The organism is Acinetobacter pseudolwoffii, assembly GCF_002803605.1.
Lineage (GTDB): Bacteria > Pseudomonadota > Gammaproteobacteria > Pseudomonadales > Moraxellaceae > Acinetobacter > Acinetobacter pseudolwoffii.
The window spans coordinates 182913-195726 of sequence record NZ_PHRG01000004.1 but is presented as its reverse complement, the minus strand read 5'-3'; the positions used below and the strand labels follow the sequence as shown (position 1 = coordinate 195726).

The 12814-nt window shown below is 46.2% G+C and carries 11 protein-coding genes and 1 riboswitch; of the genes, 5 read left to right on the top strand and 6 right to left on the bottom strand.

All coding sequences use genetic code 11. The annotated features are described in order from the left end of the window. Positions 1-21 precede the first annotated feature (21 nt). A complete protein-coding gene (gene thiC / locus CWI32_RS10110; protein WP_100535232.1) occupies positions 22-1917 on the bottom strand; it encodes a phosphomethylpyrimidine synthase ThiC in 1896 nt (631 codons plus the stop codon). Between the two features lie 88 nt (positions 1918-2005). Next, a riboswitch (TPP riboswitch) is annotated at positions 2006-2136 on the bottom strand. A 105-nt stretch (positions 2137-2241) separates the two neighbouring features. After that, complete coding sequence (locus CWI32_RS10105; RefSeq protein ID WP_100355191.1) at positions 2242-3273, bottom strand: hypothetical protein; 1032 nt, start codon at positions 3271-3273, stop codon at positions 2242-2244. Positions 3274-3561: 288 nt separating this feature from the next. Between CWI32_RS10105 and abuO the strand changes: the two genes are divergently transcribed. Beyond that, positions 3562-4908 (top strand): multidrug efflux outer membrane protein AbuO, encoded by a 1347-nt coding sequence (gene abuO / locus CWI32_RS10100; RefSeq protein ID WP_100535231.1) that lies wholly within the window; start codon positions 3562-3564, stop codon positions 4906-4908. Between the two features lie 92 nt (positions 4909-5000). Beyond that, complete coding sequence (gene phoU / locus CWI32_RS10095; RefSeq protein ID WP_005094412.1) at positions 5001-5720, top strand: phosphate signaling complex protein PhoU; 720 nt, start codon at positions 5001-5003, stop codon at positions 5718-5720. A gap of 64 nt (positions 5721-5784) precedes the next feature. On the opposite strand, the gene CWI32_RS10090 is transcribed toward phoU, so the two are convergent. Next, positions 5785-7587: an ABC transporter ATP-binding protein gene (locus CWI32_RS10090; protein ID WP_100535230.1), complete on the bottom strand. Its 1803-nt coding sequence runs from the start codon at positions 7585-7587 to the stop codon at positions 5785-5787. Between the two features lie 150 nt (positions 7588-7737). Between CWI32_RS10090 and CWI32_RS10085 the strand changes: the two genes are divergently transcribed. Continuing rightward, complete coding sequence (locus tag CWI32_RS10085; RefSeq protein WP_100535229.1) at positions 7738-8358, top strand: alpha-ketoglutarate-dependent dioxygenase AlkB family protein; 621 nt, start codon at positions 7738-7740, stop codon at positions 8356-8358. A 63-nt stretch (positions 8359-8421) separates the two neighbouring features. On the opposite strand, the gene ruvX is transcribed toward CWI32_RS10085, so the two are convergent. From ruvX to recN, 3 genes are all read right to left on the bottom strand, one after another. Next, complete coding sequence (gene ruvX, locus CWI32_RS10080; protein WP_005168963.1) at positions 8422-8865, bottom strand: Holliday junction resolvase RuvX; 444 nt, start codon at positions 8863-8865, stop codon at positions 8422-8424. Beyond that, positions 8858-9412, bottom strand: coding sequence for a YqgE/AlgH family protein (locus CWI32_RS10075; protein ID WP_005094405.1), 555 nt, complete (start codon positions 9410-9412; stop codon positions 8858-8860). The genes ruvX and CWI32_RS10075 overlap by 8 nt, the downstream gene beginning before the upstream one ends. Before the next feature lie 113 nt (positions 9413-9525). Further along, complete coding sequence (gene recN, locus CWI32_RS10070) at positions 9526-11187, bottom strand: DNA repair protein RecN (protein WP_005094403.1); 1662 nt, start codon at positions 11185-11187, stop codon at positions 9526-9528. A gap of 414 nt (positions 11188-11601) precedes the next feature. On the opposite strand from recN, the gene ppnP reads away from it, so the two are divergent. After that, a complete protein-coding gene (ppnP, locus tag CWI32_RS10065; RefSeq protein ID WP_004281089.1) occupies positions 11602-11925 on the top strand; it encodes a pyrimidine/purine nucleoside phosphorylase in 324 nt (107 codons plus the stop codon). Positions 11926-12061: 136 nt separating this feature from the next. Continuing rightward, entirely contained in the window at positions 12062-12811 is a 750-nt protein-coding gene (gene rlmB, locus CWI32_RS10060) for a 23S rRNA (guanosine(2251)-2'-O)-methyltransferase RlmB (RefSeq protein ID WP_005168959.1), read from the top strand. Positions 12812-12814 lie beyond the last annotated feature (3 nt).

Here is a 12814-nt window from a genome sequence, read left to right as displayed (position 1 = left end):
ACAACTGTTTTTTTTAAAGTTTTATAGTTTGTGGTACAGATTTTGGCCAGACTTATGGAAGCTGGCTTTCATCTGATTCATACCTGCTTCAATTTCGGCCTGAGAGCTTGCCGGCTGATCAGGCTTGGCCTGCTGATTGGCATAGTCTCGAACATTCTGGCTAATCTTCATTGAACAGAACTTCGGTCCACACATGGAACAGAAATGTGCAGATTTATGTGCTGCTTTGGGCATGGTTTCATCATGCATGCTGCGGGCTGTATCCGGATCCAGACTCAAATTAAACTGGTCTTCCCAGCGGAATTCAAAACGTGCCTTGGACAGCGCATTGTCCCGGGCCTGTGCGCCTGGATGTCCTTTGGCCAGATCGGCTGCATGTGCTGCAATCTTGTAGGTAATAATGCCGTCTTTGACATCTTTTTTATTTGGCAAACCCAGATGCTCTTTCGGGGTGACATAGCACAGCATGGCGGTACCATACCAGCCAATCATTGCGGCACCAATGGCTGAAGTAATATGGTCATAACCCGGAGCAATATCCGTAGTTAAAGGCCCAAGGGTATAGAAGGGCGCTTCTTTACAGACTTCCAGTTGCAGGTCCATATTTTCCTTGATCATGTGCATTGGGACATGCCCCGGACCTTCAATCATTACCTGTACATCATGTTCCCAGGCACGATGGGTCAGTTCACCCAAGGTTCTCAGTTCAGCAAATTGCGCTTCGTCATTGGCATCTTGCACACAGCCCGGACGCAGGCCATCGCCGAGGCTGAAAGACACATCGTAGGCTTTCATAATTTCGCAGATGTCATCGAAATGGGTGTAGAGAAAGTTTTCCTGATGATGCGCCAGACACCACTGTGCCATGATCGAACCGCCACGCGAGACAATGCCGGTTAAGCGATTCGCCGTGAGCGGTACATATCTTAAAAGTACACCGGCATGAATAGTGAAATAATCCACGCCCTGTTCCGCCTGTTCAATCAGGGTATCTTTAAAGATTTCCCAAGTCAGGTCTTCGGCTACGCCGTTGACTTTTTCCAAGGCCTGATAGATCGGTACGGTGCCAATTGGCACGGGAGAATTGCGGATAATCCATTCCCGGGTTTCATGGATGTTCTGCCCGGTTGAGAGATCCATAATCGTATCTGCGCCCCAACGTGTCGCCCAGGTCATTTTCGAGACTTCTTCTTCAATCGAAGAACCCAAAGCCGAGTTACCAATATTGGCATTGATTTTCACCAGAAAATTGCGTCCGATGATCATCGGTTCCAGTTCCGGATGATTGATATTGGCCGGAATAATCGCGCGGCCGGCAGCGACTTCCTGCCGTACAAACTCCGGGGTGATTTCAGTCAGGTTTTTAGCGCCGAAATTTTGTCCCGGATGCTGGCGCATATCGACACCCTCCAGTTGACGCAGGTTTTCACGAATGGCGATATATTCCATTTCTGGCGTAATCATGCCTTGTTTGGCATAGTGCATCTGGGTGATGTTCTGGCCGCGTTTGGCTTTGCGCGGTTTTTGAATATGCGCGAAACGGATGGCCGCAGTACGGATATCACGTAAACGTTGTCGGCCAAATTCAGAGCTTAAATCGTCCAGCATTTCCGTATCGTTACGCTGTTCAATCCAGCTGTCACGGATATTGGGCAGGCCTTTATTCAGGTCAATCGTCACATTGGGGTCGGTATAGACACCAGACGTGTCATAAACCATCAAGGGCGGATTGTATTCACCGCCCAAGCCGGTCGGGGTTTCACTGAGGGAAATTTCCCGCATCGGCACCTGAATATCAGGACGCGAGCCTGGCAGATAGACTTTACGTGAAGCGGGTAGAATGCGCGTTAAATCACGTGCTTCCTGTTCATGCGTGGAGAGAGAAGTTTCAGAAGAAAGATTCGTTAACTGGTTCATGGCTATGATCCTTATGAATGACATCAACGAATCAAGCACGACCAAAAACGCGGGCAGATTTATCCTGAGCAGATAAAGCAGGGGCTGGGTTTTTAGCTGGCTTGATTCCTACGCAGGTATTAACCTGATCAGGTTCAACGGTACCCATGCTCGATTCCTGATAAAGAAAAGGAATCACATGATCTCAGCGAGGGATTACTCGCGCTCCGTCAAGCGAGGCTAAAGCTTAGCTCAGTTTATGCCGAATAAACAGGTCTAAATCTCTCAACTTTAGCGATGGTCTCTTCAGGCAGGGGAAGCTGGACTCAAGCCAAATATTTCTAGCTAGATACAGAACGCATCCATAAAACAGTCTTTATCATATTTTTGTGAGGGTGGGCTGATCTTGGCATAATACAGAATCTGTTCAGCGTCCGAGCGGTTGCGATAGTCGGCAGGCAAGGCTTGCTGGCGCTGTTGCGGATTCATGTCCAGAAACTCCAGAAATTGGCGAGCCTGGGTCGAAAGCGTTGATTTCTGACCGCTGGATAGACCAATAATGGTTTCCAGATGACTGGTATCGACTGCATAACGGTCACGATAGTCCTCAGAAACGGGAGATGCTTCGGTGCCTCTAAACAAAAAATAGGTATATTGTTTCAGCAGGTATTCGGCATCCCGCTTATAACTGCTCTCAGGATAAGTCTTGAGATAATCTTCCCAAAGCAGACTGCGGGCTGCAATGTCAGCCGCCTCAATTTGCAGACGTTTTTCCACCAGTACCGGCTGCATATTCTGTTCAGCCAGATGTTCAATAAAAACTTTTTCAGCGCCGGGTAAATAAGGCGCAAAAATGCGGGCCAGATATTCCGGACTACGACGATAATGTAAGTTGCCATCGCCAAGATCCAGCAGTTCGACATAAGCCTGACCTTTGTGTTTTAACAGGTACTGGTCACGTGAGGTGAGCTGCTGAAAATGGGCTTGCTGAATGGTCGGATGCTGGGCCATTTCCAGCGCATACTGTTCAAAGGCGCGTTGCTGGAACTCGGTACGGTCGACGGCTAAAAAGCGCTGATACATTTCAGTAGAACGTAGCATCAGATGCTTCTGCTCCGCCAATTCCATCAGGGGCAGACACACTTTAAGATCCTGATTAACCTGTTCCAGCGCAAAAGTGGTGCGCTGGTCATTAATCTGGGACATATTTTTTTCAATATTCTTGCACATCAGGCTAAAGTCATTGACTGGACTTTGCTTCTGATTGGTCTCAGTCTGTTCGACCTGGATCTGTGGTTCCGACGGCTGCTGACAGCCTGCCAGAAACAGCAGACTGCCGGAAATTAGACAGGCTTTGAATATCGACGGGAATGGCATTAACACTATGTTTCAGGACTCTGTATAGGTGAATTCAGAAAATAACGGCCTTGCTGGGAGATATATTGTATAGATCAAATAAAAATACTATGTTTAGTATTGTGAATTGCTTTGTTACATTGCGGGTATAGATCTTGAAAATTGAATTAATCGTGGATAAAACCCGAGAGTTATATTAAAAAGTTAATAAAAATCATACGCAAAAATGCAAAAAATCTCTTTAGTATGGCTTAGCTTAAAGCGCCAGAATTTTTGATCTGAATGGCTGTTAGGGGTTAACACTATAAAATGAAACTAAAACTCAGTGTCATGGCCGGTTTATTGTGCAGTAGTCCGGCGATTTTTGCCCTGGATTTGCAACAAGCCTATGCGCGCGCCCAGCAAAACGATCCGAACTGGCAAGCGAATCTGTTGCAATATCAGGCCGATCAGCTCAATCTGGGGATTGCCAGCGGAAATTTACTGCCGACCGTGAGCCTTTCAGGAAATATCACCCGTAAGAACCAGTCTGTTGATGCACCTGCCGATCCACAGTTTTCTAATTTCATTACTTCCAGTAATACCACCCGCCAGCTGGCTTTAACTGCACGCCAGCCTTTATTCCGCTGGGATGCCTGGCAGGGCTATAAACAGGTCAAAACTTCGGTCGAACTCAGCGAAGTCAACTTACGTCTGCAAAAACAGCAGCATATTTTACAGGTGGCAGAAGCCTATTTTAATGTCTTGCGTCAGCAGTCTTTGACCACGGCATATTTGCAGGAAGAACAGGCTCTATCTGAGCAGCTGCGCATGATGAATGCCAAACTAAAAGAAGGTCTGGTGGCACGTAGTGAGGTCAGTGAAGCCAATGCCCAGTATCAAAGTGCCCAAGCCAACCGGATTTCGACCCAAGTTCAGCTGGTTCTCGCTCAGGAGCAACTGGCTCAGCTGATCGGGCCTTACCGAGAAAATCTGGCGGTATTACGCAATGACTTCCAGTTTCAGAAACCGATTCCAAGTGACATGCAGTCCTGGACAGATTTGGCACAAAGCCAGAATCTGAACATTCTGCAAGCCCGTCTGCAAAAACGCTATTCTGAAGATGCCAAACGGGTTGAGCAGGCCGCCCTCTATCCGCAGGTTGAAGCGGTCGGCACCTATGGCTATCTGAAACAGACACCAGAAACGATTATGTCCAGCAATGGTGATTTCGACCAGATTGGGGTGGAAGTCAACTGGAACCTATTTAGTGGTGGCCGTACCCAGAAAAGTATTCGTCAGGCTGGGGTCAATGTACAAAAAAGTGCAGCCCAATTAGACGCTGCGATCCGCAAAGCCAATACCGATGTGAAGCAGTCCTTCATGCAGGTAGAAACCGATCAGGCCAAACTGAATGCGCGTAAAGCGGCGATGGAATCTTCGGAAATGGTTTCACAAGCCTCCAGAGCCCAATATCAGGAGGGCTTAAAGACCATGGTCGATGTGTTGCTGGCCCAGCGCAATGCTTTTTCTGCCAAAACGGATTATCTGAATGCCAAATATGATTATCTGCTGCATGTACTCCAGTTACAGGCTTCAGTCGGGCAGCTGACCGAAAAGGAGCTGGCAGAGCTGAATGCCTGGCTGATCGAATATGATTCACCTCAGCCCAGATGACGCTACGATTGTCATCAAACTTTCATCATAAATATGCTTTAATGTGCTTTATTATTGATCATCGCTATATGCCGTTTCAGGAGTAGACTTCCTTGTGTCCAAATAATCCTGTGTTAAGTCATCACATTTCTTCGCAATTTAATGAAGAGTTGCAGGACGTCAATACCAAATTCATGACCATGGGCGGACTGGTGGAACAGCAGGTGGCCAACGCCATTCATGCCTTACTGGATACCGATGTCGCCATGGCGATTGATGTGCAGTTTCAGGACAATGTTGTCAATCAGATGGAAAGAGACATTGATGAAGCACTGACCCTGATTCTGGCACGCCGTCATCCTGCTGCGATTGATTTACGGATGGTACTTGCCATGTCCAAGGCCAATACCGATCTTGAGCGTATTGGTGATGAAGCGTCTAAAATAGGCCGGATTGCACAAAGCCTGAGCGAAGAGGGTAGCTCGCCGCGCGGTTATATGGAAACCCGGCATATTGGCAACCAGGTTCGGGTGATGATTCATGATGCACTGGATGCTTTTGCACGTCTGGATGTAGATCAGGCCTTGAAAGTGATGTTGGCAGATGCGGATATCGACCGTGAATACCAGTCAGCAACGCGTACCCTCATGACCTATATGATTGAAGATCCGCGACATATTAGTCGTGTTATCAATGTACTATGGGTGCTTCGTTCACTCGAAAGAATTGGCGACCATGCCCGGAATATTTCTGAACAGGTGATCTATATGGTCAAAGGTTTTGACGTACGTCATACCAGCGTCGAAGAAATTGAGCAAAAAGTTCAGCGTTAAGAGTGATCATCTCTCAATAAAAGACCTCCCGCTCGGAGGTTTTTTTATTGGTTTGGAAGAAACGCTAACTATGGGTTTCTTCCTCGGCATCATCCTCAAAAGTCTTGGCGATTTTTTCAATATTCAGACTCTTGGCCATGGCATCAAAAATTTCCTTATACACGCCTTGCTGATGATAAAGCTGAGCGTGCTCACCATGTTCGGCAATCCTTCCCTCTTTCATCACATAGGTATAATCTGCGTCAATAATTTGCGACAGGCTATGTGAAATGATGATCACGGTACGGCCTTGCTTGATTTGATCCAGACTTTGCTTGATCTGTTCGGTGGCGATGGCATCCAGACTCGCCGTCGGTTCATCCAGAAAAATAATCGGTGGGTTTTTCAGGAACATCCGCGCCAAGGCAATGCGTTGCTGCTGTCCGCCAGACAGCATGAGGGCATCACTATCATAGCCATCCGGTAACTGTAAAATCTGCGCATGAATCGAGGCTTTTTCTGCCGCCTCAATGATATCGTCCATCGAAGCTGTAGTTTTGCCATAACGGATATTCTCAAAAATGGTGCCTTGGAAAATATGATTTTTCTGCAACACCAGACCAATATGATCGCGTAGATATTGGGTGTCATAGTCTTTCAGGTCAATGCCATCCAGTTTAATCTGGCCTTGTTGCGGCTCATAAAATTTATCCAGCAAGCTGATCAGGGTGGATTTTCCCGCACCGGATAAGCCGACCAAAGCCGTGATCTTATTCGGACGAATTTCCATCTCAATATCTTTCAGGGCATGATGGCCATTCGGATAATAAAAATTCACCCCAGTCAGTTCAAATTTACCAGTCACTTGCGGTTTTTGTTGACCACTTTGTTCAATTTCCTGATCCGCTTCCAGAATCTTAAAGAAGCTTTCTGAATAGATCATGGCATCATTCACTTCATCATAAATCCGGTGCAGTGAGCGAATCGGGGCGGAGACATTATTAAACAGCAGCACATGAAACATGATCATGCCGATACTCATCTGGCCATCCAGCACAAAATAAGAGGTCAGAATAATAATCAGCACAATGCCGATCTGTTCAAGGAACGTTTTCAGACCATCAAACAGGAAACTGGTCTGACGGGTTTTCATCTGGTTGTCGGTCAGTTCGCGTTGCAATCCTAGCTGCTTTTCCGATTCAATCGCTTCCCGGTTAAAGGATTTGATCACGGTAATTGAATTAATAATACTGAGAATACCTTGACTCTTTTTCTCGCGGCCATCTCTTAAACTGCGGCGCCAACCACCGAGCTTTTGTGCCTGTTTATAGGTCAGCCAGAAATAGATTGGGACAATGGCGGTGGCCACCAGACCGACATACATATTGGCATAGTACATCAGGCCCAAAGCCACAATCGCACTGGTAAATAATGGTAAAATATCAATAAAAAAGATTTGTACCAGACGGGTCAGTGAGCCAATACCACGATCAATTCGGGTCTGTAATTTTCCGGCCTGATTATTTTCCTGATTAAAAAATTCCAGACGATATTTTAAGAATTTTTCAATAATTCCTTGGGCCAGATCCTGAGAAACAAAAATCCGTAGCTTTTCTCCATAGAACTTCTGGCCGAACTGGACAAAGGCATTGATAATCTCTTTACCGAGCAAGATCGCTGAAATCGTAATCAGAATATGCCAGCCTTGCTCCAGTCCCTGACCTTGTTCCAGCAGCGCATTGATACTATCGACTGCATATTGCAGGGTCAGCGCATTGACCTGTGCGGTAAAGGAACCGATCAGGGTCAAAATCAGCGTGGCAATGACCAGCACCCGATAGGGCTGAACAAAAGGACGAAGTTTCTGAAACAGCTGCCATAAGTTCATAAAGGATTATTTTTATTGTGAAAGTTAAATTCAGTTTAGGCAGGAACAGGACAAGTCACAAGAGCAAATCTTGTAGTCATTTGTGAAATTCGGTTGTACTTTTTCAAAGTCAATGTCAGTATTTTCAGTAAGATACTCGGTCTAATTGAGATGACTTTAGATTTATTTGTGCCCCAACCTGAAACGAATATCTTACCCTTTGATGGGGTGGTGGAGGACTATGGTCTGATTCTGGAGCAGGCACAAAGCCAGCAGTATTTGCAGTATTTTCTGAGCCAGTTGGCCTGGCAACATGATGAAGTACGGGTGTTCGGCAAGCACTATATCACAGCACGCAAGGTGGTCTGGTATGGCGATGCGCACTATCAATATCGCTATTCGGGGACGCTCAAGCAAGCTCAGTTGTGGCCCCCGGGATTATTGCGTTTAAAACAGCATATTGAACAGCTGGTGGGTCATCCCTTTAATTCCTGTCTGGCCAATTTATATGAAGATGGTTCACAAGGCTTGGGCTGGCATAGCGATGATGAGCCTGCCTTATATACAGGAAGTTCTCGGGAAAATGTCATTGCTTCTCTGAGTCTGGGCGCGACCCGTAAAATGAGTTTTAAACATAAAACCCACGGGGATAAAGTCGAGTTGCTGTTACACAGTGGCCAACTGATTGTAATGCGCGGCCAGACCCAGCAGTACTGGAAACACAGCATTGGTAAAAGCAGCAAAGTTTTGACACCCAGAATTAATCTGACCTTTCGTTATTTTTACCCTTAAATCATGTTTTTAGGCATAAAAAAGCATCCCAAAGGATGCTGATTTTAAAATTTTATCAGCAGTTTAAGGGGTGATTCCGGCAGGATGGCGATACCAACTTTCAATCAATAAGGCTGCGGCGATACTGTCCGCAGACAACCTTTTGCCGCGACCTTGCGCCTGATAATGATCCAGCTCATCGCGTGCTTCACGGGTGGTCAGACGCTCATCCACCATCAAGGTTGCAATATTGGTCTGGTGCCGTAAACGGCGCGCAAATTTACGTGCCCGTGTCGAAAGCTCCGATTCACTATCATCCATATTCAGTGGCAAACCGACCAGAAATAGATTCGGTTGATGGCTTTTCACGATTTTGAGCAGTTCATCCCAGTTGGGAATACCATCTTTCATGGGAAATAAAGGTAGGGGACTGGCACTTGCAATCAGGGATTGTCCAACAGACATTCCCATTTTTTGTGTACCAAAATCAAACGCCATAATGGTTTGTGGCGTGTTTACATCAGGCATGTCCAATCTCGGAAGATAACCAGTTGCGGTCGACGCCCATCTTTTTATAGGCAGCATCCCAACGGTCGTTATAAGGTAAGTTAAAAATCAGATCCATATCAGAATCACAAATCAGCCAGTCACCGCGGGCAATTTCCTGTTCTAGCTGGTGTTTGCCCCAACTGGCATAGCCGAGTGCGATTTGATAGCGACCCACACCTTCATTATGCGCAATTGCATCCAGAATATCTTTGGAGGTGGTGATACAGACATTTTCACCCACCGCAATAGAGGAATGCCAGGTCGGCTGACCGGTATGCAGCACAAAGCCGGCCTCAGGGCGTAAAGGGCCACCTTGCAAGACTTCATGTGGATTGACATTGTCTGCTTCAATATCAAGATCATTCAGCAATTCTTTAATTTGAATACCGGCAGGGCGATTGATGATGATGCCTTGTGCACCATCTTCATCATGGCGAGCCAAATAGATCACCGTCTGGGCAAAAAAATCATCATCCGCATGTGGCGGCGCAATCAGACAACGATGTGTCAGAAACTGTTTGGTCACCTGAGCAGTTCTCCTTAAAATCAATTTCTTCGCAAAGAAATCGTATGATCCTAACCGCTACGTTACTCGAGCTTTATGGATTTACCAACTTTTATTTGTCTGGATTGTGATATTTAAACCTGCTGAAATTTCAACTGACGTAACTGACGGGCATGTTGTAAAGTCGTTTCACTGATTTCAACACCACCGGTCATGCGCGCGAGTTCATCAATACGTGCATCTTCTTGCAAACTCAGAATGGTGCTGCTGGCCGGGTCGGTTTGCTGCTTTTTCACGAGTAAATGCTGATCGGATTGTGCGGCCACTTGTGCCTGATGGGTAATACACAGAATCTGCACATGTTGGGCCAAACCTGCCAATAAACGCCCGACAATCTCTGCTGTACCGCCACTGATCCCGACATCAATTTCGTCAAAGACCAGTACTTCGGCTTCGGTTTTTTCTGCATTCATGACCTGCATCACCAGTGCAATACGCGACAGCTCACCACCTGATGCCACGCGAGCTAAGGGTTGTGCCGGAATGCCTTTATTGGCAGTAAATAGGAGTTGAATAAAGCTGAGGCCTTCACTCGATGGCTGTTCCAAAGCTTCAAACTTAAACTCGAAATGGGCTTCTGGTAGTGCCAGTTGTTTAACCTGTTCTGTGAGCTGCTTGGCCAGAGGTGCTGCGGCTTCACGGCGAATCTGTTCCAGATGTTGGGCTTTCTCCAGAAAATCCTGATAAGAGACTGCAACCTGTTCAGCCAGTGTTTCCGGGTCTTCCAGTTGATGCAGCTGTTCTAATTCGGTTTGCCAGGTTTCATATTCTGCCTTGAGCAATTCCGGTTGAGTACGATATTTACGAGCCAGACGGTGGAAAACCTCTAAAGTTGAATTCAGTTCTTCCATGCGTTCCGGGTCAAAACTCTGACGATCCATAAACTGACGTAAATTCGCCGCAGCATCTTCAAGTTCGCTTTGTGCATTTAATAAGGAATTATAAATTCCGGAAAGCTGCTCACTACGACCGGCATGCGATTCGACCCGACGCATAATTGATGCGAGTTCCTGGGTCATGTTCTGTTCAGCCTCATCGAGTACATTCAGGCTATAGACACAATCCTGCATGATCGCTTCATGATGGGAAAGCCGGTCAAATTCCTGCTCAATCTCCTGATAATCAGTCTGAACGATGTCTTCCAGTTCTTCCAGTTGCAGCTCAAGGGTTTCGATACGCTGTTTACGGGTGGCTTGTGCATCCAGTGCTGCCTGATGCTGGCGGATATTTTTCTGCCAGGTACTGTAAGCATCCCGTACCGCTTGCGCCGGCGCATAAAAATGATAATAACGATCCAGCCAATGCTTCGGATAAGGGGGTTCGAGTAGTTGTTGCTGACTGTGCTGGCTATAGAGTTGAACCAGTAAACGTCCAATTTCTTTTAGTTCGGACAGGCTGCTCGGTCGTCCATTGATCCAGGCTTTGCTGCGACCGGTGGCAAAAATTACCCGGCGTAAATGGATTTCACCTGATTCATCATCCAGCTCATGTTCTTTTAACCACGCGGCTTCAGGACTATGTTCCTGATAGCTAAAGCTTGCAGTCACATCGGCTTTTTCGGAACCATAACGCACATAATTGGTATCGGTTCGCTCACCCAGACAGGCAGACAAGGCATCTAACAAGAGGGATTTACCTGCACCGGTTTCACCGGTTAAAACGTTAAAACCTTTATCAATATCAATAGCAAGGTGCTCAGCTAAAGCAAAATTGATCAGAGTTAAATGTGTCAGCATAAACGCATCCGGGCTGCGAAAAGTTTGAGTGAAATAGCCTGATGTTGGATTGGGGTCACAACACGGCTGTGATTATAAATCAGGATGAATCAATTTCATTCTATCTTAAATTTTAGCGATTCATATATGCTTATTTCACTGTATTTTCGAAAGAAGCTGACTCAAAAGCCGGCAAATTCACTGCTTGTTTTCATAGTTTTGACATTGTCAAAGTTTAAGCTAGAAACCAAATCTGGCGGGCTGAATATACCATCAAGCCAGTAAACAAGCGGCCAGAATACCCCTTTCGCAACAGGCATTCAGGCGAGATAGAATATTTCACCGCTGCCGACAAACTTCGATTGATTAGTTGAGAGTGCACATTTAAACTACAGCAATCAAAATATTACAAAATGCTTTATCTGGAGAAATCGCATGTCAGCTCAGTTTGATCATGTATCTGTACTTAAAAAATCAAATGTATATTTCGGCGGTTTATGTATCAGCCATATTGTTCAATTTGAAGATGGCACCAAAAAGACTTTGGGGGTCATTTTACCATCAGAAAATGCCTTAACCTTTGAAACGCATGTGCCTGAGCGCATGGAAATTGTTTCAGGTGAATGTCGTGTTCAGATCGGAGATAGCGAAGAAAGTGAGCTGTTCCGTGCAGGCCAGTCCTTCTATGTGCCGGGTAATAGCCGTTTTAAAATCGAAACCGATGATGTGCTGGACTATGTCTGCCATTTTGAAGGTTAAGTACAGCGCAAGATCAGTGCAAACCGGGCAAGAAATTTCAGTGCGAATCGGTTAAACTAATCATTCTATAGAAATCCTGTGAAGTCAGCTTTACGGGATTTTTCTTTTATATATAAATTTAATTTAGAGGTCGTTCATGGCAAAACCTGAATATTTTTATGGCGTACATTCAGTGGAGTCATTGTTAGAGCTTGAGCCTGAACGTGTCTTGACATTATTCACTCTCAAAGGACGCGATGATCAGCGTTTAAAACGTGTACTGGAACTGGCTGAACCGTTTGGCATCAGTGTGCAGCAAGCCAGCCGTGACAAACTGGAAAAATTGGCCGGTCAACCCTTTCATCAGGGTGTTGTAGCAGCCGTTCGTGCCCATCCGGTCTTGAATGAAAAAGATCTTGAGACATTATTGAGCGCAAATCCGCAAGCCTTGTTATTGGCCCTTGATCATATTACCGATCCACACAACCTCGGAGCATGTGTGCGTACCGCCGCTGCGATGGGTGTTGAGGCGGTGATTGCACCACGTGATCGTTCTGCAAGCTTGACTCCGACTGCACGTAAAGTGGCTGCCGGTGGTGCTGACAAAGTCAAATTTATTCAGGTGACTAATCTGGCGCGTACCTTGGGGCAAATCAAAGAAGACTTTAATGTGCGAGTCGTCGGTACCATGCTGGATGAAAAAGCGCTGCCGATTCAGGAGTTTGATTTCACCGGTACTGGTGTCTGTGTGGTGATGGGTGCGGAAGATACCGGTCTACGTCCAATTACACAAAGCCAATGCGATCAGACTGTGTATATCCCGATGGCGGGTAATCTGCAAAGCCTGAATGTCAGTGTTGCAACAGGTATGGCACTGTATGAAGCTTGCCGCCAGCGTAACCTGTAATTG

Bases quoted from the DNA above. Each gene is read 5' to 3' on its own strand.
- thiC (WP_100535232.1), bottom strand. From the start codon at position 1,917: ATGAACCAGTTAACGAATCTTTCTTCTGAAACTTCTCTCTCCACGCAT.
- CWI32_RS10105 (WP_100355191.1), bottom strand. From the start codon at position 3,273: ATGCCATTCCCGTCGATATTCAAAGCCTGTCTAATTTCCGGCAGTCTG.
- abuO (WP_100535231.1), top strand. From the start codon at position 3,562: ATGAAACTAAAACTCAGTGTCATGGCCGGTTTATTGTGCAGTAGTCCG.
- CWI32_RS10090 (WP_100535230.1), bottom strand. From the start codon at position 7,587: ATGAACTTATGGCAGCTGTTTCAGAAACTTCGTCCTTTTGTTCAGCCC.
- CWI32_RS10085 (WP_100535229.1), top strand. From the start codon at position 7,738: ATGACTTTAGATTTATTTGTGCCCCAACCTGAAACGAATATCTTACCC.
- ruvX (WP_005168963.1), bottom strand. From the start codon at position 8,865: ATGCCTGATGTAAACACGCCACAAACCATTATGGCGTTTGATTTTGGT.
- recN (WP_005094403.1), bottom strand. From the start codon at position 11,187: ATGCTGACACATTTAACTCTGATCAATTTTGCTTTAGCTGAGCACCTT.
- ppnP (WP_004281089.1), top strand. From the start codon at position 11,602: ATGTCAGCTCAGTTTGATCATGTATCTGTACTTAAAAAATCAAATGTA.
- rlmB (WP_005168959.1), top strand. From the start codon at position 12,062: ATGGCAAAACCTGAATATTTTTATGGCGTACATTCAGTGGAGTCATTG.